The sequence below is a fragment of the Actinomadura nitritigenes genome (assembly GCF_017573545.1).
Taxonomy (GTDB): Bacteria; Actinomycetota; Actinomycetes; order Streptosporangiales; family Streptosporangiaceae; genus Spirillospora; species Spirillospora nitritigenes.
The window spans coordinates 151,538-171,184 of sequence record NZ_JAGEOK010000020.1; the positions used below are offsets into that span (position 1 = coordinate 151,538).

Below are 19,647 nucleotides of genomic sequence, written 5' to 3' on the forward strand. Positions count from 1 at the left end.
AACGCGACGAGGAGAGGGAGACGGGTGTCCGACACGCCGGTGCAGACGTCGGCGACGGTCCTCACGGTCCGCCAGGTGCAGGACTACCACGCGATGACGCTGGTGGCGCCCGCCATCGCCGAGCGGTTCCGGCCCGGCCAGTTCGTGGCCGTCGCCGTCGGCGGCGAGCACACCGCCCGGCTGGTCCGCCGCTGCTTCGGCGTCCACCAGGTCCAGTCCGACTACGGCGGCACCGTCGAGGTCGTGTTCGCCGACACCGAGCCCGGCACCGGCTGGCTCGCCGGCCGCCGCTCCCGCGACCAGCTCGACCTGCTCGGCCCCCTCGGCCGCCCGTTCCGGCTGCCCCGCGACCCCGTCAGCTGCCTGCTGGCCGCCGGCGGCCCCGGCGGCGCCTCGGTGTTCGCGCTCGCCGACACGCTGCTGCGCCGCGGCTGCCAGGTCCACTTCGTGCTCGCCGGCCCGACCGCCCGGCAGGTGTTCGGGTCCCGGATGGCGCAGCGCATCGGCGACTCCGCCACCGTCGTCACCGAGGACGGCTCGCTCGGCGAGAAGGGCACGATGCGGGACGTCCTGCCCCGCGTCGTCCAGGAGACCGGCGCCGACGTCGTCTACGCGTGCGGGCCGACGGGGCTGCTGCGCTCCGTCACCCAGATCGCCGGCGAGTTCGGGCTGCCCTCCCAGGTGTCGGTCGAGGAGTTCCTCCAGCGCACCGGCGCCTGCGGCATCGGCGTCTGCATGACCTGCATGCTGCCCGTCCACGGCGAGGACGGCGTCACCCGCATGGTCCGCGCCTGCGCCGACGGGCCCGTCCTGCGCGGCGACCGCGTCCGCTGGGGCGACCTCGGCACCATCCCGTTCGACGCGCTCGGCGCCCCGCGCGTCCTCAGCGTCACGGAAGGAGGCTCCAAGTGAGCGACCGCGCGAGCGGCCGGATGAGGACCGCCCTCGGCGCCCTGGAGCTCCCGAACCCCGTCCTGACGGCCTCCGGATGCGGCGGCACCGGGCGCGAGCTCGCCCAGTTCTTCGACCTCACCCGCCTCGGCGCCTTCGTCACCACCTCGGTGATGCCCCAAGCGCGCGCGGGACGCCCCACTCCGCGCGTGACCGAGACGCCCAGCGGGCTCCTCACCGCCATGGGCCTGCCCGGGCCCGGCATCGAGACGTTCCTGGAACGCGACCTTCCCTGGCTGATCGAGCAGGACGTCCGCACCATCGTGTCCATCGCCGGCAACAGCGCCGAGGAGTTCGGCGACCTAGCCCGCCGGCTCCGCCACGTCCCCGGCGTCGCCGCCATCGAGGTCAACGTCGCCTGCCCCAACGTCGAGGACCGCGGCCGCATGTTCGGCTGGCACCCGTCCGCCGCCGCGTCCGTGCTCCGCGCCGTCCGCGCCGGCGCCCGGCCCGGCACCCCCGTCTTCGCCAAGCTCGCCCCGGACGTCACCGACATCGTCGGGATCGCGCTCGCCTGCGTCGACGCCGGCGCCGACGGCCTCACCCTGATCAACACCATGGACGGCATGGCGATCGACCCGCACACCCTCCGGCCCGCCCTCACCGGCGTGTCCGGCGGCCTGTCCGGGCCGGCGATCCGGCCCGTCGCCGTCCGCTGCGTCTACCAGGTGCACGCCGCGCTGCCCAGCACGCCGATCATCGGCGTCGGCGGCATCGCGACCGGCCTCGACGCGCTCGAGTTCATCCTGGCCGGCGCGTCCGCCGTCGCCGTCGGCACCGCCCTGTTCCACGACCCCGCGGCCGGCCCCCGCGTCCTGCGCGAGCTGGACGAGGCCCTCGCCGCCCGCCGCATCGGGCGCCTGGCCGACGCCGTCGGGCTCGCCCACAAGCCCGCCGGCTACGTACCGCCCCAGGTGCGGCCCCAAGAGCCCGAGAAGGAGAAGCTGTGACCGCAGCCCCCATCGCCGTCGCGCTGGACGCGCCCGACCTGGACACGGCCGCGCGCTGGGCCACCCTGGTCACCCCGCACGTCTCCACCGTCAAGGTGGGCCTCGAGCTGTACCTGCGGTACGGCCCGGACGTCGTCGCCAGCGTCCGCGGCGCCAGCCGCGTCCAGGTCTTCCTGGACCTCAAGCTGCACGACATCCCCGCCACCGTGCGCGGCGCCGCCCGCGCCGTCGCCCGGCTCAAGCCGTCCTACCTCACCGTGCACGCCGCCGGCGGTCCCGCCATGATCCGCGAGGCGGTCGAGGCCGCCCCCGCCACCAAGATCGCCGCGGTGACCGTGCTGACCTCCCTGGACGAGGCCGACCTGCGCGCCGTCGGGATCGAGGGGCCCGCCCCCGACGCCGTCCGCCGCCTCGCCGCCCTCGCCGTCGGCGCCGGCGCCCAGGCCCTCGTCTGCTCCCCGCAGGAGGCCGCCGCCGTCCGCGCCGAGGTCGGCCCCGACATCACCCTCATCACCCCCGGCGTCCGCCCCGCCGGCGCCGACACCCAGGACCAGGCCCGCGTCGCCACCCCCGAGGCCGCGCTCGCCGCCGGCGCCGACCTCCTCGTCGTCGGCCGCCCCATCACCGCCGCCCCCGACCCCGGCGCCGCCGCCGCGGCCATGGCCGCGGCGCTGCGCAGATTCCCGGGGGAGCGACCCCCCGGAACCCCCCGTCACGGTTGAGGGGTTGTTTCGCGCTCCGCTAGAGCTCCGCGCGAAACAACCCCTCAACCGGCGGGCATGCCCGCTGCGCTCGCTGCACTCGCTCCGCGTGCCTGCCCGTGGCGGCGGCCGAGGTCTGGCCTTCCGTGGCGGTGCTCGGCCGGGTTCCACGTCTCCGCGGGGCTCAGCCGGGTTTCGCGTCTTGGCGGTCGGGGCCCGGCCGTCCGTGGTGGTGCTCGGCCGGGTCCGGATGCGTGCGCGGAGTGGGCGCGGCGGCATTGGGGCGCGGGGGATGGATTTGGTTTTGGGGGCGGATTTAGCGCCGTGTTCTTGGGCGTACGGGAGCGCGCATTGTCGTTTTACTTCGCCTGCGAATGCCGGCCCGGGGGATCCGCAAAGCGATACGGCGGACGGCGAAGTCGGTTCGACCGATTCGCGGTCCGGGAACGCCCGCGGGGCCCGGACGGGCGTCCGGGCGCACCGGGGAGGCGGGCGTGCGCGGGAGGGGAGCGGGGGGTGCGGGCGGAGGCGGCTCCGGTCTGCTGAACGATCTTGGCGGGTGTGCTGTCGAGGATGGCAGTTGCGGTGCGCCCGCGACGTGCGGAACGGCCCGGCGTGACGAGCGTCACTCGGTCGGGACGGGTTGTGGGGGACTTCACACGGGGCCCTCGCCGGGGGCCGGATCCCGGCCGGCGGAGGGTGGCGGGATCATGGTGCGGAGGCCCCCGGAAGGAGCGGACCGCCGCGCCGGTGCGGTGCCGAGTGCCGTAAATCGGGGCAGAATGGGCGGATTTTCACGATCATGCGAAAGTCCCAGCAAGGCAAGGGGATGCGCCTCCGGAGGGTCCAAGTCGAGTACACTCTGTATTCAGGACACTCCAGGGAGTGATTTTCGTGATTTTGTGGCGGGCTAAACGGCACTTCACGTTGCCTTATGGGGCGTGAACTCGCTAGTTTCCCAACCCGTCCGACTCCGTCGAGTGGAAACCTGAGGTGACCCGGCGTGGCTCTTCCGCCCCTAACCCCCGAACAGCGCGCCGCAGCCCTGGAGAAGGCTGCCAAGGCTCGCAAGGAGCGGGCCGAGGTTAAGAACAAGCTCAAGCACGGGGGGACCTCGCTGGCCGAGGTTCTCAAGGAGGGTCAGTCCGACGACGTCATCGGGAAGATGAAGGTGTCGGCCCTCCTGGAATCGCTGCCCGGTGTGGGCAAGGTCCGTGCGAAGCAGATCATGGAGCGCCTGGGCATCGCCGAGTCCCGCCGCGTGCGGGGCCTCGGCGCCAACCAGCGCGCCTCCCTGGAGCGTGAGTTCGGCGGAAGTGCGAACCGCTGACGCGCGACTCTCGGGCGGGCGCGGCGGCGAGGCCGCCGCGGCCGGGTCCGGGCTCCCCGGCTCCGGCACCATCTCGCCCGGCTCCGGCGCACCCATCACTGCGCCGGAGGGCTCCGAACAACCGCATGGCCCGCTCGTGTCCCGCCTGACGGTCCTGTCCGGGCCGTCGGGCGTCGGCAAGAGCACGGTCGTCGCCGAGATCCGGCGCTCACACCCCCGGGTGTGGCTGTCGGTCTCGGTGACCACCCGGGCCCCCCGCCCGGGTGAGACCCACGGTGTGCAGTACTTCTTCGTCGACGACGCCGGTTTCGACCGGCTCGTCGCCGAAGGGGAGCTGCTCGAGTGGGCCGAGTTCGCGGGCAACCGCTACGGCACCCCGCGCCGGCCCGTGGAGGAGCGCCTCGCCCGCGGCGAGCCCGTCCTCCTGGAGATCGACCTTCAGGGCGCCCGGCAGGTCCGCGAGACGATGCCCGGCGCGCGGCTGGTCTTCCTCGCACCGCCCAGCTGGGACGAGCTGGTCCGCCGCCTCACCGGCCGCGGCACCGAGCCGCCCGAGGTGATCGAGCGCCGGCTGGACGCGGCCCGCGTCGAGCTCGCCGCCGAGAAGGAGTTCGACGTCACCCTGGTGAACACGTCCGTCCAGGACGTGTGCGGCGAGCTGCTAACCTTGATGGCTGGTCGTTAGTGTCGGCCACCGCCGTGACCGGCGGGCCGACACCGCAGTGAATCACTAGTGGAAGGCCACGGAGTGGCAGCCAGCAGCGAAGGCATCACCAACCCGTCGATCGACGAGCTCCTCGAGGTCGTCGAGACCAAGTACGGCCTCGTGAGCATCGCGGCCAAGCGCGCCCGGCAGATCAACGCCTACTACGCCCAGCTCGGCGAGGGCCTGCTGGAGTACGTCGGCCCGCTCGTCGAGACCCAGGTGCAGGAGAAGCCCCTGTCGATCGCGCTCCGCGAGACGCGCGAGGGCCTCCTCAACGCCGAGCCGATCGAGGGCTGAGCGCCCCGGTCCGGGTGAGGCGGCCCGCCGCGCCGGCCTGCCGGCAGGCGACCTCGGCGATGCCCCGGAGCGCCGTCCAGGCGGCGACCCCGGGTGCGGCCGGCCCCCGGGCCTGATGGGACAGTGTCCGCATGACCTCCCGTAAGCCGCGCGTCGTCCTCGGTGTGAGCGCCGGGATCGCCGCGTACAAGGTGTGCGAGCTGCTGCGGCGGCTCACCGAGTCGGGCCACGACGTCACCGTCGTCCCGACCGAGGACGCGCTGCGCTTCGTCGGCGAGCCGACCTGGGCGGCGCTGTCCGGCAACCCCGTCTCCACCGCGGTGTGGGACGGGGTCGCGCAGGTCCCGCACGTCCGCCTCGGGCAGGGCGCCGACCTCGTGTTCGTCGCCCCCGCCACCGCCGACCTGCTCGCCCGGGCCGCGCACGGCCTGGCCGACGACCTGCTCACCAACACCCTCCTCACCGCCCGCTGCCCGGTGGTGTTCGCGCCCGCGATGCACACCGAGATGTGGGAGCACCCGGCGACCCGGGCGAACGTCGCGACGCTCCGCGAGCGCGGCGCGATCGTGGTGGAGCCCGCGTCCGGCCGGCTGACCGGCAAGGACACCGGCCCCGGCCGGCTGCCCGACCCCGCCGAGCTGTTCGAGGTCGCCCGGCGCGTCCTCGCCCGCGGGAGCGCGGGGCACGACCTCGCCGGACGGCACGTCGTGGTGTCCGCCGGCGGCACCCGCGAGCCCCTCGACCCCGTCCGGTTCCTCGGCAACCGCTCGTCCGGCCTGCAGGGGTACGCGCTGGCCCGCACGGCCGTGGCCCGCGGCGCGCGGGTCACGCTCGTCGCGGCCAACGTGGCGCTGCCCGACCCGGCCGGCGCTCGCGTCGTGCCGGCGGGGTCCGCGGAGGACATGCGCAAGGCCGTGCTGGAGGCCGCCGGCGACGCCGACGCGGTGGTGATGGCCGCCGCCGTCGCCGACTTCCGCCCGGTCGACTACCGCGACTCGAAGATCAAGAAGACCGAGGGCGGCGAACCGGAGCCGATCCGGCTCGCCAAGAACCCCGACATCCTGGCCGAGCTCGGCGAGCGCCGCCGGGCCGGGCAGGTGATCGTGGGCTTCGCCGCCGAGACCGACGACGTGCTCGCCAACGGCCGCGCCAAGCTCGCCCGCAAGCGCAGCGACCTGCTGGTCGTCAACCAGGTGGGGGCGGACCTCACCTTCGGCCGCCCCGACAACGCCGCGGTGATCCTCGGCGCCGACGGGTCGAGCACCGAGGTCGAGCGCGGCGCGAAGGAGGCCCTGGCCGACGTCGTCTGGGACCTGGTCGCCGCGCGCCTCGACCCTCTGCCCGCGGATTGACCGGAGGCTGCCCGACCGCGACCAACGCCATACCGGCGTCCGGAGCCGATCCCGCTAGACTGCGGGCTTACCACCCTTGAACGCCCGTGCGGGGAGGTCCCCGCCGAACTCGATGACATATCCGCCCTGCGACGCCAGTCAGCAGCCGCTGCAAGGAGTTCACGTACGTGTCTCGCCGCCTGTTCACCTCCGAGTCCGTCACCGAAGGACACCCGGACAAGATCGCGGACCAGATCAGCGACGCGATCCTCGACTCGATGCTCAAGGACGACCCGAAGAGCCGCGTCGCGGTCGAGACGATGATCACGACCGGTCAGGTGCATGTGGCCGGTGAGGTCACCACCGAGACCTATGTGGACATCCCCGGCGTCATCCGGGAGAAGATCCTCGAGATCGGCTACGACTCGTCCAAGAAGGGCTTCGACGGCCACTCCTGCGGCGTGTCGGTGTCCATCGGCGCGCAGTCGCCCGACATCGCGCAGGGCGTCGACGACGCCTACGAGACCCGCGAGGGCGAGGGCGTCGACGACCTGGACCGGCAGGGCGCCGGCGACCAGGGCCTGATGTTCGGCTACGCCACCAGCGAGACCCCCGAGCTGATGCCGCTGCCGATCACGCTGGCGCACCGGCTCGCGCAGCGGCTGTCCGCCGTCCGCAAGGAGGGCACCGTCCCCTACCTGCGCCCGGACGGCAAGACCCAGGTCACCATCGAGTACGACGGCGACCGCGGCGTCCGCCTCGACACCGTCGTGGTGTCCAGCCAGCACGCTCCCGACATCGACCTGAAGGAGCTGCTCGCCCCGGACGTCAAGGAGCACGTCGTCGACCCGGTGCTCGCCCAGTTCGACCTCGACACCGACGGCTACCGGCTGCTGGTCAACCCGACCGGCCGCTTCGAGATCGGCGGCCCGATGGGCGACGCCGGCCTCACCGGCCGCAAGATCATCGTGGACACCTACGGCGGCATGGCCCGGCACGGCGGCGGCGCGTTCTCCGGCAAGGACCCGTCCAAGGTCGACCGGTCCGCCGCGTACGCGATGCGCTGGGTCGCCAAGAACATCGTCGCCGCGCAGCTCGCCGACCGCGCCGAGGTCCAGGTCGCCTACGCGATCGGCAAGGCGCACCCGGTCGGCGTGTTCGTCGAGACGTTCGGCACCGAGAAGGTCGCCCCGGAGAAGATCGAGAAGGCCGTCGCCGACGTCTTCGACCTGCGTCCCGCCGCGATCGTCCGCGACCTCGACCTGCTCCGCCCGATCTACTCGCAGACCGCCGCGTACGGCCACTTCGGCCGCGAGGAGCCGGACTTCTCCTGGGAGTCCACGGACCGCGCCAAGGACCTGGCCTCCGCCGCCGGCCTCTGAACGCGCCGTAGCCGTCCCTGACGATCGGAAGGGCCCTGGAGCACCTCCAGGGCCCTTCCGCACGTCTGAGGGCCATCTGGCCCCTCTCAGAGCCGCCCCACACCCGTGCGCACCGAGGAGCGGCTACAAGACCGTTGAAGCCCGTCTCGCGCCGCGCGAGCACGAGGCCGCCCATAGCGGACGCCCGCACACTCATCAGCGAGCGGGCCGGGAAACCGTCCGACCGCCTCAGCCGTCGCGCGAGCGCGTTATCTGACCGGTGGGGCGAAGCCGGAGGCGAGCCCCACCGGGAAGCTCGCGAAGCGAGGTCGCGCTCGCCGAAGGCCAGTCAGGGGCCGAGCCGCTAGGCGAGGCTCCTGGGCTGGAATTCAACCAACACAGTGGTTGCCGCGGTGGAGGCCGTAGTGGGCGGCGAGGGTGTAGTGGCCGGGGCCCTTGGCGTTCATCCGGACGAAGTCGCCGGCGCGGGCGAGGCAGGCGTCGCCGGTGACGCTGAGCCAGGGGGACCAGGAGACGCGGACCAGGACGGAGCCGGCCGACGGCATCTCCACGGTCAGCTCGCCGGAGTCGAGGGTCTGGACGGTCGCGGGCGGGTCGACGAGCGGCGTGGGGTAGGCGACGCGGTAGAGGCGCCAGTGCTCGTCGTGCCAGACCTCCGCGAGGTACGGCTGGCCGGCCTTGACGAGCGCGGCCTCGGCCTTGCCGGACCAGTCGGCCTCCTGCTCGGGGAGCACGACGTACTGGACGGCCCACTTCCCCAGCCACTCGTGGTAGCTGGCGGCGGTGAGGGCGCCCTCCTTGTAGAAGAGCTCGTGGCGTTCGGCGTCGACCTGGCGGTTCCAGCCGCGCGCGAGGACGAAGTGGCGGCTGAGGCCGGCGGCCTCCCAGTGGGAGCGGAGGGGGACGACCTCGATGCGGGTCCGCTGGGCGCCGAGGGCGTGGAGTTCGTCGACGAGCCCCTGGGCGTTCGAGGCGGCGGACGCGGCGGGGGTGGTGTGGACGAGGTCCTCGATGGGCTTCACGACCTGCCAGGAGCCGGTGACGATGAACGCCAGCGACAGCACGGCGATGCGGACGCGGCCGTGCGCGCGCGCGACGGCGGACAGGCAGAACATGGCGCCGAAGACGAGCGAGAGGCGCTCGACGTTGCTCCCGACGGGGGAGGGGATCGCCCAGGTGAGCAGGATACCCAGCAGGTAGACGCCGGCGCCGACGCGGACGAACCGCCAGCTCGGCGGGGCGAAGAACAGGATCGCGATGACGCTGATGATCGCCCACAGCACGATCGCGGTGAAGTCGATCGGCTGGACGCCGTTGAAGGGGAACAGCAGGCTCGTCGTCCCGACCACGACGGGCATTCCGATCGCGACGGAGACGCCGGCGCGGCGCCGTCCGGTGAGGAAGAGCGCGGCGGCGAGGACGAGCAGGAACAGGCCCGCGACGGGGCTGGACGCCGTGGCGAGCAGGCCGAGGCCGACCATCCCGGCGAAGCGGAGCGCGGGCGTGCCGCGCGGGGTGAACGCGACGAGCACCGCCATCAGCGCGAACATGAGGCCGAGGCCGAACGTCACGCGGCCGGAGGCGGTGTTGCACGACAGCGCGAACGCGGCCCACAGCGCGGCGGGCAGGGCCATGGGCGCCTTGAACCGCCTGAGGAGGTGCGCGGTGAGCCCCGCCGAGACGGTGCCGGCGACCACGGCGACGGTCCGGATGCCGAACAGCGCCATCAGGTACGGGGACAGGAGGCTGTAGGAGGCGGGGTGCATGCCGCCGTACCAGGCGAAGCTGTAGGCGGCGGTGGGGTGCTTCCAGGCGAAGTCGGTCCAGGCGGCCTGGGCGGCGAGGTCGCCGCCCTCGGTCGCCAGGTACAGGGCCCAGACCAGGTGCATGACGGCCGCGGCGGCTGCGGCGGCCACGACGGGGTTGCGGGGGTCGGTCCACCGCTTCCACCAGGACGCGCCGGGGCGGCCCGGGCGGGCCGATGCCCCGGCCCGGTTCCGGGCGTCGGTCAGCTCTGGAGAATGCGCTGTGGTCACATCGCCTGCACGTGCTCGTCGGACGGCGGGTGAGGGCGTCGGGCGACCCCGCTTGTTCGCGGATCGGCCTGATGCGCGCCCCGTTCAAACGGACCACACCTTAGCGCGCGCCGCTGAGCGTCGGGCTGATCTGGTAGGACGGGGGCGTGACCGAGGACGGAGGTGGGGCGGACCTGATCCCGGGTCTGGACGACGTGCCCAGGGTGCCCGCCGCCAAGGCGCGGCAGGGGAAGGCGGCCGCGGGCGCGGGCGGCGGGAAGGCCCCGAAGAAGGGGGCGCGGCGCCCGGCGGAGGAGCGGCCCGTCGCGCGTGTCGCCGTCGACATGTCCCTCCCGCATCTGGACCGCCCGTTCGACTATCTGGTCCCGGTGGAGCTCGACGCGAAGGCCGTGCCGGGGTGCCGGGTGAGGGTGCGGTTCGCGGGGCAGCTCGTCGACGGGTTCCTGCTGGAGCGGGTCGAGGAGAGCGGCCATGACGGGAAGCTCCTGTACCTGGAGCGCGTGACGTCCCCGGAACCCGTCCTCACCCCGGAGATCGCCTCGCTCGCGCGGGAGGTCGCCGACCGCTACGCCGGGACGTTCGCGGACGTGCTCAGGCTCGCCGTCCCGCCCCGGCACGCCCGCGTGGAGGCCGAGGCCGTCAAGGACGCCGCCGGGGAGGAGCCGGCGGCCGAGCCGGACGAGGGCGGGAACCCCTGGCTCGAATATCCGGCGGGCGCGTCGTTCCTGACCGCGCTGGCGGAGGGCAGGGCGCCGCGGGCGGTGTGGACGGCGCTGCCGGGGCCGGAGTGGGCGGCGGCCATCGCGCGGGCCGCGGCGGTGACGCTGCGCGCCGGGCGCGGGGCCCTCGTCGTCGTGGCGGACGGCCGTGACGTCGCCCGGGTCGACGCGGCGCTGGCCGCGGAGCTCGGGGAGGGGCGGCATGTCGCGCTGACGGCGGAGCTGGGCCCGGCCGAGCGGTACCGGCGGTGGCTGGCGGTGCTGCGGGGGAAGGCGCGGGCGGTGGTCGGCACGCGGGCGGCGATGTTCGCGCCGGTCGCCGATCTGGGCCTCGCCGTGCTGTGGGACGACGGGGACGACGTGCACGCCGAGCCGCACGCCCCGTATCCGCATCCGCGCGAGGTGCTGGCGCTGCGCGCGCACCGGGCGAAGGCGGGCGCGCTGATCGGCGGGTTCACCCGGACCACGGACGCGACCGTGCTGGTCGAGACGGGATGGGCGCACGCCTTGGCGGCCGACCGGGCGCGGGTGCGGCGCGCGATGCCGCGCGTCCGGTACGTGGGGGAGGACGCGCAGCTCGCCCGGGACGCGGCGGCGCGCACGGCGCGGCTCCCGAATCTGGCGTTCGAGGCGGCGCGGCGTGCGCTCGAGGACGGGCCGGTGCTCGTGCAGGTCCCCAGGCGGGGATACGTGCCGGGCATCGCGTGCGGGCGGTGCCGCACCCCCGCGCACTGCGTCGCCTGCCAGGGGCCGTTGGCGCTGCCGTCGTCGCACGCGGCTCCCTACTGCCGCTGGTGCGGCCGGATCGCGGGCGACTGGCACTGCCCGGAATGCGGCTTCTTCCAGGTGCGGGCGATCGTCGTGGGCGCGAAGCGCACGGCCGAGGAGCTGGGCCGGGCGTTCCCCGGCGTGCCGGTGCGGACGTCCGGGCGGGAGGCGATCCTGGAGCGGGTCGGCCCGGAGCGGGCGCTGGTGGTGTCGACGCCGGGCGCGGAGCCCCCCGCCGACGGTGGCTACGCGGCCGGGCTGCTGCTGGACGGCTGGGTGCTGCTGGGGCGGCCCGATCTGCGGGCGGGGGAGGAGACGCTGCGGCGGTGGATGAACGCGGCGGCGCTCGTCCGGCCGGAGGGGCCGGTGGTGGTGGCGGCCGAGGGCGCGCTGCCGGCGGTCCAGGCGCTCGTCCGGTGGGATCCGGTCACCTACGCCGAGCGGGAGCTGGCCGAGCGCCGGGAGGCCGGGTTCCCGCCGGCGGCGCGGATGGCGTCGCTGACCGCGACCCCGGCCGCGATCCGGGAGCTGCTGGCGGACGCGCGGCTGCCGGACGGGGCGGAGGTGCTCGGGCCGGTCCCCGTCCCGCGGCAGCCGGGCGCGGAGGGGCCGGAGAAGGAGCGCGCCCTCGTCCGGGTGCCGCGCGCGGCGGTGCCCGCGCTCGCGCGCGCTCTCAAAGAGGCCCAAGGCGTCCGAAGCGCGCGCAAGGCGACCGAGACCGTCCGTGTCCAGATCGACCCCCTCGAACTCATCTGATCCCGGCGAGCCCGGCGGGGGCGTCCCTTCCGGAGGGCGCGGATTGCGGCGGCGCGGCGCGGCTGTGCCCGGAGTTGGCCCCCGCGGGAGGCGCGGGCCAATAGGGTTCTCGGGTGGCCGAGAACTGGGTGGAGACGACCGCGGGCGACCTGCGGCGCTGGGCGGACGAACGCGGCGAGAAGATCGACGGGCAGGGCGCTCACCTGCTGCTCGACCTCGCCGGGCGCGAGATGGGGCTGGAGGGCCCGGACGCCCTCACTCCCGCCGCGCTCCGCGGGCTGCTGCTGGAGGTGTTCCCGGACACGGTGGTCGCGGGCGCCGACGAGGTGCCGTCCGTGCTGGACACGCTGCGCGCCATCGCGGCGTTCCTCGGCGACACCGGGGCCGTGACCGCCGAGCGCGCGGCGGAGCTGGCCGCCGAGATCGAGCGGCTCGCCCCCGAGTTCACCGAGGTGGTCGCCGCGACCGACAGCGCCGAGCGGCAGGTCGCCGCGGAGGTCGTCGCCGGCCTGATGGAGGCCGACGGGATCTCCCTCGACGACCAGCCCGCCGTCGAGGAGTGGATGCGGGAGTTCGAGGCGCTGCCCGACGAGGAGCGCTACTCCCGCGCCGAGGAGTACCTGCGCCGCACCGAGGACCTCGTCGTGCCGCCGGTCCGGCTGGCCCCCGTGGCGGACCTGGCGGACGCGGCGCGCCGCTCCGGGCTGACCGCCGAGATCCGCGCGCTGGCCGAGTGGACGGGCGAGCGGGCGCTGACCGAGCTGGACGAGCTGACCGCGGCGGACGCCGAGGCCGCGGTCGCCGCGCTCGGCCTCGCCACGCCGCGCCGCCTCCCCGATGTCGAGGTCGGCGACCAGACCGACCTGCCGGAGCTCGACCGGCTCTGGTGGGCCGCGACCGAGGCCGGGGTGATCCGCGCGGAGGGCGGCAAGGCCGCGGCGGGCCCGGCGCTGCACGACCTCGGCTCCGACGACGACGAGCGCGTGCTGCGCCTCTGGCTGCGGCTGCTGGACTCCGTCGCCGTCCCCGAGCACGACCCGTCCGACGGCCTCGACGCGATCGAGCTGGTCCAGAACGAGCTGACCGGCGTGCTGATCCACCTGTACGAGCAGGAGGAGCCCGCCACCCCCGGCGAGCTGGCCGACGCGCTGCTCGGCCACGTCGCCGAGGCCTACGAGATCTCCGACGAGCGGTCGCTGGCGACGGCGGTGCGCGACGCGCTCACCCTCGAACTGGACGACCTGGCCCGCTGGGGCGTCGTCGAGCCCGCCGGCGACGGGGGCCGCGCGCTCACCCCGCTCGGCGTGTGGGGCGTGCGGGAGCTGCTGCTGTCGGACGGGTTCACCGCGCCGGTCGTCGGGGAGCTGGCCGGCGCGCCGGCCGCCGAGCTGGTCGCCGGGCTCGCCTGGCACCGGCCCGAGACCGCCGACGAGGAGATCGACGGGTGGCTCGCCTCCCACGACGTCAAGGACGCCGCCGCCGACCTGCTGGACGTCATGCGCGGCGGCGGGCCGGGCGCCCGCAACCTCGCCGCCGCCGTCCTGCACCGCGTCGGGCCGGAGGCCGCGCCGGTGGTGCGGGCCGCGCAGGAGCACCCGCTCGTGTCGCCCTACGCGGCGCTCTGGCTGAACGCGGCGGGCGACCCGGCCGGCCGTGAGCTGTCCCGCACCGAGTACCTGTGGGTGTTCGTCGACACCGTCGCCGGGATGCTGGAGACAGCCGAACCGGAGGAGGCCGTCGCGGCCGCGCTGGTCGACGCGCCGCCCGGGGCGGAGATGCGGGAGATGGTGGACGAGCTGTGGCGCACCGACCACCCGGGCGTCGCGGACGTCCTGGAGGCGCTCGGCGACCACCATCCCGACAAGGCGACCGCCAAGGCGGCCCGCACCGCCGCCTACAAGGCCCGCTCGGCGCGGACCGCCGGGAGCGGCGGCGTGTGAGGTCCGCGTGATCCCTCCGTAGACTGGAGGCCGCGACACCCACGGTCCCGCCCGGCGCGCCCCCACGAGCGGGCGCGCGGCGCCCCACCCGCAGGAACGGAGTCCTCGTTGGCCGTCAAGCCCATCCGCCTCTTCGGCGACCCTGTGCTGCGCACGCCCGCGGAGCCGGTGAAGGACTTCGACAAGGAGCTGCGCCAGCTCGTCAAGGACCTCACCGACACGATGATCGACGCTCCCGGGGCGGGCCTGGCGGCGCCGCAGCTCGGCGTGGGCCTGCGGGTGTTCACCTACTACGTCGACGACCGGCTCGGGCACGTGGTGAACCCGACGCTCGACCTGTCGGACGAGCAGGAGACCGACGACGAGGGCTGCCTGTCGCTGCCCGGCCTGGCGTTCCCGACGCCCCGCTCGGTCGGCGTCGTGGCGAAGGGCTTCAACATGCACGGGGAGCCGATCACGCTGGAGGGCACGCACCTGCTCGCCCGCTGCGTCCAGCACGAGACCGACCACCTGGACGGGATCATCTTCATCGACCGGATGGACCCCGAGCAGCGCAAGGCCGCGATGAAGGCGATCCGGGAGGCCGAGTGGTTCGGCGACCCGGCGCCCGTCGTGAAGGAGTCGCCGCACCGCACCCTCGGGAAGGCGATCTAGAGTGCGCCTCGTCTTCGCGGGAACCCCCGAGACCTCCGTCCCGGCGCTGGACGCGCTGCTCGCGTCCGACCACGAGGTGGCCGCGGTGGTGACCCGCCCGGACGCCCGGTCCGGGCGCGGCCGGCACCTGGATGCGAGCCCGGTCGCGGTCCGCGCCGCCGAGGCGGGCGTCGAGGTGCTCAAGCCCGCCAAGGCCCGCGACCCGGAGTTCCTCGACCGGCTTCGCGCGATCGCGCCCGACTGCTGCCCGGTCGTCGCCTACGGGGCGCTGCTCCCGCGCGAGGCGCTGGACATCCCCCGGCACGGCTGGGTGAACCTGCACTTCTCGCTGCTGCCGGCGTGGCGCGGCGCGGCGCCCGTCCAGCGGGCGATCCTGCACGGCGACGACGTGACCGGCGCGGCCACGTTCCAGATCGAGGAGGGCCTCGACACCGGCCCCGTCTACGGGGTGCTCACCGAGCCCATCCGCCCCACCGACACCACGGGCGACCTGCTCGGACGGCTCGCCGTCGCGGGCGCCGGCCTGCTGCTCGACACGATGAACGGCATCGAGGCCGGCGTCCTCGAGCCGCGCCCCCAGCCCACCGAGGGCGTGTCGCACGCGGCCAAGCTGACCCCCGAGGACGGCCGCGTCGACTGGCGGACGCCCGCGCTGCACATCGACCGCCTGGTCCGCGCCTGCACGCCCGCGCCGGGCGCGTGGACGACGTTCCGCGACGCCCGCCTCAAGCTCGGCCCCGTGCGTCCCGCCCCGGACGCGGAGGGGCTGGCGCCGGGCGAGCTGCGCGCCGGGAAGAAGGAGGTGCTGGTCGGCACGGCCACGCACCCCGTCGCGCTCGGCGACGTCCAGCCGCAGGGCAAGCGCCGCATGGCGGCCGCCGACTGGATCCGCGGCGTCGACCTCACCGACAAGGACGCGTTGCACTGATGCCGCAGACCCGTGGCGGCCGCGGCCGCCCCGACCGCAACCGCAGGCCCGGCGGCCCCCGCCGGACGGGCCGCCCGCAGGACCTCGTCCGGCGCACCGCGTTCGACGTGATCCGCGCCGTCGAGACCCGCGACGCGTACGCCAACCTGCTGCTGCCCACCCGCCTGCGCGACCGCGGCATCACCGGCCGCGACGCCGCCCTCGCCACCGAGCTGACCTACGGCACGCTGCGCGGCCGCGGCACCTACGACGCGGTCCTCGCCCTGTGCAGCGACCGCGAGCTGCGCCGCATCGACGCGCCGCTGCTGGACGTGCTGCGCCTCGGCGCCCACCAGATCCTCGCCACCCGCATCCCGCCGCACGCCGCGGTCGGGACGGCGGTGGAGCTGGCGCGGTCGGTGTCGGGCCCCGGCCAGGCCAAGTTCGCGAACGCGGTGCTCCGCAAGGTCGCCTCCCGCGACCTGGACGCCTGGCTCGCGATCGTCGCGCCCGCCGACGCCGACGCCACCACCCGGCTGTCGGTCGCGCACAGCCACCCGAAGTGGATCGTGTCGGCGCTGCGCGACGCGCTCGGCCCGGACCGCGACGAGATCGGCGCCCTGCTGGAGGCCGACAACGCGCGCCCCCGGGTGACGCTGGTCGCCCGTCCCGGCCGCGCGACCGCGCAGGAGCTCTACGACGCGGGCGCCGCGCCGGCCCTGTACTCGCCGTACGCGGCCGTGCTGGCGGAGGGCGACCCGGCGCACATCGACGCCGTCCGGGAGGGGCGCGCCGCCGTCCAGGACGAGGCGAGCCAGATGGTCGCGCTCGCGCTCGCGGCGGCGCCGCTGGACGGCCCGGACGCCCGCTGGGCGGACGTCTGCGCCGGCCCCGGCGGCAAGGCGGGCCTGCTGTCGGCCGTGGCCGCCGGGCGCGGCGCGCGCCTCCTCGCCGCCGACGTCCAGCCGCACCGCGCGGGCCTCGTCAGGCGCGCGGTCGACGACCGGACGGGCGTCGTCGCGGCGGACGGCACCGCCCCGGCGTGGCGCCCCGGCGCGTTCGACCGCGTCATGGTGGACGCGCCCTGCACCGGCCTGGGCGCGCTGCGGCGCCGCCCCGAGGCCCGCTGGCGCCGCGGCCCCGAGTCGGTCGCCGAACTCGGGCCGCTGCAGCGCCGGCTGCTGGCGACCGCGCTGGAGTCGGTCCGCCCCGGCGGCGTCGTCGCCTACGTCACCTGCTCGCCGCACCTCGCCGAGACGCGGGTGGTGGTGGACGACGTGCTCCGCGGCCGCGACGACGTCGAACGGCTCGACGCGCCCGCCGTCCTCGCCTCGGTCGCGGCCGGCCTCACCGGCGCGGGCGACGGCCCGTACGCGCAGTTCTGGCCGCACCGGCACGGCACCGACGCCATGTTCCTCGCCCTCCTGCGCCGCGGGGACTGATCCGCCGGTGCTCACCGGCTTCATGCTCGCGATGACGTACCTCGGCAGCGCCGGGTTCTACATCCCGGCGCTGGTGGTCCTCTACTGGTGCGTGCACCCGCGGCTCGCCGCGCGCGCGATCGTCCTGCTGTCGTTCGGGTCGACGCTCAACACCGTCCTGAAGCTGGTGTGGCACGCCCCGCGCCCGTTCTGGACGGACCCGTCCATCGACGGCCGGCAGCCGCTCGCCTCGTTCGGCATGCCGTCGGGACATGCCCAGAACGCGGTCGTGACCTGGGGCTTCCTCGCGTCCCGGACGCGCCGCGCCGGCGTGTGGGCGGCGGCGGTCGCCCTCATCGCGCTGATCGGGGTGTCGCGGGTCTACCTGGGCGTGCACTCGCCGGGCCAGGTCCTCGCCGGATGGGGGATCGGCCTGGGCGTTCTGGTCCTCGGGCTGTGGCTCGAACCGCGGGTCGTCCCGTGGTGGAGCGGGCGCCCGCTGCTCCTGCAGGCGGCGATGGCGCTGGTGATCGCGCTGGCGTTCCTGGGCGGGGCGTGGCTCGCCGTCCGCTCCCTGCACGGCTGGCACTGGCCCGCCGCCTGGGCGAGGGCCATCGTCGCGGCCGGCGGGCACACCCGTCCCCTCACCGTGAACGAGGCGGCCGCCGCCTCCGGCGGCCTGTTCGGGATCCTCGCGGGGATGTCGATCGCCGCCGCGCGCGGCTGGTTCGACGCGGGCGGCCCCCTCCCGCGCCGCCTCGCGCGCCTGCCCGTCGGTGCCGCGGGCGCGGGCGCGGTCTCCCTGCTCGACCTGCTCCCGTGGCCCCACGCGGCCGGGGCGTTCGCCGTCCAGGCGCTGCTCGCCCTGTGGGCGACGGCGGGCGCGCCGGAGGCGTTCGTCCGGCTCGGCCTGGCGCGCCGGGCCACCCCCGCGCTCACCCGGCCGGGTGATGGGCCGGACGAACCGGCCCAATAGACTCGGGGCATCATGGCACCACAGATCGCACCGAGCATCCTCTCCGCGGACTTCGCCCGCCTGGCCGAGGACGTCGCGCTCATCTCCGGCACCGCCGACTGGGTGCACGTCGACGTCATGGACAACCACTTCGTGCCCAACCTCACCCTGGGCCTCCCGGTCGTCGAGGCGCTGCTCAAGCACAGCGCGCTGCCCCTCGACTGCCACCTGATGATCGAGGACCCGGACCGGTGGGCGCCGCAGTACGCCGAGGCCGGGGCGGGCTCCGTCACGATCCACGCCGAAGCCGCCAAGGCGCCGATCCGGACGCTGCGCGCCATCCGCGCCGCCGGCGCGCGCGCCGGGCTCGGTGTGAATCCCGCCACGCCGGTCGAGGGCTTCGAGGACCTCCTCGGCGAGATCGACATGCTCTTGCTGATGACCGTCGAACCCGGCTTCGGCGGCCAGAGGTTCCTGGACGTCGTGCTGCCGAAGGTCCGCCGCGCCCGCGACATGATCAAGGGCCGGGACCTGCCGGTCTGGGTCCAGGTGGACGGCGGCGTCAGCGCCGAGACGATCGAGCGCTGCGCGGAGGCCGGCGCGGACGTCTTCGTCGCGGGCAGCGCCGTCTACGGCGCCGACGACCCGTCCGAGGCCGTCCGGAGGCTGAAGGCGCAGGCGGAGAAGGCGACCGCGGCCGCCGCGTGGTGAGGGTTCGGTGACGGCATGGTGACACTGCCCTGTACCGCCGTCCTGTTCGACGTGGACGGCACGCTCGTCGACTCGACCCCGCTGGTCGAGGCCGCCGCCCGCGTCTGGGCGGCGGAGTACGGGCTTGACGCCGGGGACTTCCTGTCGGGCGCGCACGGCCGCCGCACGAGCGACCGCGTCGCCGACTTCCTGCCCGCCGACCGGGTCGCCGCGGCCACCGCGCGCCTGGACGCGCTGGAGGCCGAGCGCACCGGCGGGATCACCGCGCTGCCCGGCGCCCTGGCCCTGCTGACCGCGATGAGCGGCATGCCGTGGGCGATGGTGACGTCCATGGACAAGGAGCAGCTCCGCGTCCGGACCGGGGTCGCCGGCGTCCCGCTGCCGCCCGTGGTCATCACCGCCGAGGACGTCGCGCGCGGCAAGCCCGACCCGTCCGGCTACCTGCTGGCGGCCGACCGCCTCGGCGTCGACCCGGCGGCCTGCGTGGTCGTCGAGGACGCCCCGGCCGGCATCGCCGCGGGCCGCGCCGCGGGCGCGACCGTCCTCGCCGTGGGCACCAGCCACGACCGGGCCGAGCTGACCCGGGCGCACGCGATCGTCCCGGACCTGACGCACGTCGCCACCGCGCCCGGAGGCCTGCGCCTCGCCCACTGAGCCGCACGCCCGGCCGCGGGGGGACGGGCCGGGTCCGGGCCGCGCCGCCGGGCCCACGTTGGGAATGGCGGTCACCACGGGCCTCGGCGGCGCGGAGTCGGATGCGGGGAGCGGAGGCCGGATCCGGATCGGGGTCTACCCGGTGCCGGAGATCGTTGAACGTTGAACCGCGCAAGGATAAGCCGAGCGAGCGCTTGGTCGTCCGCATGCGGCCGTGGCGATGCTCACATAGGGCGGGGAATGGTTTGCATGGCACACTGGTTCCCAAAGCATGAACGCGTGCTCCGGGGTCGGTGCAATTCCGAACCGGCGGTGACAGTCCGCGACCCGGCCGAAGCCATCGGCCGGTTGACCTGGTGGAACTCCAGGACCGACGGTGAAAGTCCGGATGGGAGGCAGCGCGCAGTGCACCCCTGGTGATCCAGGGGTGTCGCAATGTCGACGCACGTACCCCCGGAGCCGGGTTCCGTAGCAGCGG

17 protein-coding genes and 1 riboswitch are annotated in these 19,647 nt (G+C 75.1%); of the genes, 16 read left to right on the forward strand and 1 reads right to left on the reverse strand.

Annotated features, from left to right (window positions below; translation table 11 throughout):
* The first annotated feature begins 24 nt into the window (after nt 1-24).
* From J4557_RS29410 to metK, 8 genes are all read left to right on the forward strand, one after another.
* Nucleotides 25-912 carry an iron-sulfur cluster-binding protein gene (locus tag J4557_RS29410; RefSeq protein WP_208269989.1) on the forward strand — a complete coding sequence of 296 codons (888 nt, stop codon included), beginning with the start codon at nt 25-27 and terminating at the stop codon, nt 910-912.
* Between the two features lie 20 nt (nt 913-932).
* Nucleotides 933-1,901: a dihydroorotate dehydrogenase gene (locus J4557_RS29415; protein ID WP_208270026.1), complete on the forward strand. Its 969-nt coding sequence runs from the start codon at nt 933-935 to the stop codon at nt 1,899-1,901.
* A complete protein-coding gene (gene pyrF / locus J4557_RS29420; protein WP_208269990.1) occupies nt 1,898-2,623 on the forward strand; it encodes an orotidine-5'-phosphate decarboxylase in 726 nt (241 codons plus the stop codon). Before J4557_RS29415 ends, pyrF begins: the two co-directional genes overlap by 4 nt.
* A gap of 982 nt (nt 2,624-3,605) precedes the next feature.
* On the forward strand, nt 3,606-3,932 hold the full coding sequence (gene mihF / locus J4557_RS29425) for an integration host factor, actinobacterial type (RefSeq protein WP_021597647.1): 327 nt from the start codon (nt 3,606-3,608) through the stop codon (nt 3,930-3,932).
* A gap of 136 nt (nt 3,933-4,068) precedes the next feature.
* A complete protein-coding gene (gene gmk, locus J4557_RS29430) occupies nt 4,069-4,617 on the forward strand; it encodes a guanylate kinase (protein ID WP_208269991.1) in 549 nt (182 codons plus the stop codon).
* A gap of 63 nt (nt 4,618-4,680) precedes the next feature.
* A complete protein-coding gene (gene rpoZ / locus J4557_RS29435) occupies nt 4,681-4,935 on the forward strand; it encodes a DNA-directed RNA polymerase subunit omega (RefSeq protein WP_151542026.1) in 255 nt (84 codons plus the stop codon).
* 131 nt (nt 4,936-5,066) lie between these two features.
* Entirely contained in the window at nt 5,067-6,287 is a 1,221-nt protein-coding gene (gene coaBC / locus J4557_RS29440; protein ID WP_208269992.1) for a bifunctional phosphopantothenoylcysteine decarboxylase/phosphopantothenate--cysteine ligase CoaBC, read from the forward strand.
* A 167-nt stretch (nt 6,288-6,454) separates the two neighbouring features.
* Complete coding sequence (metK, locus tag J4557_RS29445) at nt 6,455-7,648, forward strand: methionine adenosyltransferase (protein WP_208269993.1); 1,194 nt, start codon at nt 6,455-6,457, stop codon at nt 7,646-7,648.
* A gap of 368 nt (nt 7,649-8,016) precedes the next feature.
* On the opposite strand, the gene J4557_RS29450 is transcribed toward metK, so the two are convergent.
* Nucleotides 8,017-9,684: a DUF8823 domain-containing protein gene (locus tag J4557_RS29450; protein WP_307800276.1), complete on the reverse strand. Its 1,668-nt coding sequence runs from the start codon at nt 9,682-9,684 to the stop codon at nt 8,017-8,019.
* A 146-nt stretch (nt 9,685-9,830) separates the two neighbouring features.
* Between J4557_RS29450 and J4557_RS29455 the strand changes: the two genes are divergently transcribed.
* The 8 genes from J4557_RS29455 to J4557_RS29490 all read left to right on the forward strand — a co-directional run bounded on the left by J4557_RS29455 (nt 9,831) and on the right by J4557_RS29490 (nt 19,169).
* Nucleotides 9,831-11,927 (forward strand): primosomal protein N', encoded by a 2,097-nt coding sequence (locus J4557_RS29455; protein ID WP_208269994.1) that lies wholly within the window; start codon nt 9,831-9,833, stop codon nt 11,925-11,927.
* Between the two features lie 113 nt (nt 11,928-12,040).
* Nucleotides 12,041-13,867 carry a hypothetical protein gene (locus J4557_RS29460; protein ID WP_208269995.1) on the forward strand — a complete coding sequence of 609 codons (1,827 nt, stop codon included), beginning with the start codon at nt 12,041-12,043 and terminating at the stop codon, nt 13,865-13,867.
* Nucleotides 13,868-13,975: 108 nt separating this feature from the next.
* The gene (def, locus tag J4557_RS29465) at nt 13,976-14,521 is read left to right on the forward strand and encodes a peptide deformylase (protein ID WP_208269996.1); all 546 of its coding nucleotides are present in this window, start codon (nt 13,976-13,978) and stop codon (nt 14,519-14,521) included.
* A gap of 1 nt (nt 14,522) precedes the next feature.
* Complete coding sequence (gene fmt / locus J4557_RS29470) at nt 14,523-15,449, forward strand: methionyl-tRNA formyltransferase (RefSeq protein WP_208269997.1); 927 nt, start codon at nt 14,523-14,525, stop codon at nt 15,447-15,449.
* Complete coding sequence (locus J4557_RS29475) at nt 15,449-16,870, forward strand: RsmB/NOP family class I SAM-dependent RNA methyltransferase (protein ID WP_208269998.1); 1,422 nt, start codon at nt 15,449-15,451, stop codon at nt 16,868-16,870. Before fmt ends, J4557_RS29475 begins: the two co-directional genes overlap by 1 nt.
* Before the next feature lie 7 nt (nt 16,871-16,877).
* A complete protein-coding gene (locus tag J4557_RS29480; RefSeq protein WP_208269999.1) occupies nt 16,878-17,825 on the forward strand; it encodes a phosphatase PAP2 family protein in 948 nt (315 codons plus the stop codon).
* A gap of 12 nt (nt 17,826-17,837) precedes the next feature.
* The gene (rpe, locus tag J4557_RS29485; protein ID WP_208270000.1) at nt 17,838-18,515 is read left to right on the forward strand and encodes a ribulose-phosphate 3-epimerase; all 678 of its coding nucleotides are present in this window, start codon (nt 17,838-17,840) and stop codon (nt 18,513-18,515) included.
* Nucleotides 18,516-18,530: 15 nt separating this feature from the next.
* Nucleotides 18,531-19,169 (forward strand): HAD-IA family hydrolase, encoded by a 639-nt coding sequence (locus J4557_RS29490; RefSeq protein WP_208270001.1) that lies wholly within the window; start codon nt 18,531-18,533, stop codon nt 19,167-19,169.
* A gap of 275 nt (nt 19,170-19,444) precedes the next feature.
* Nucleotides 19,445-19,575, forward strand: a riboswitch (FMN riboswitch).
* The last annotated feature ends 72 nt before the right edge of the window (nt 19,576-19,647 follow it).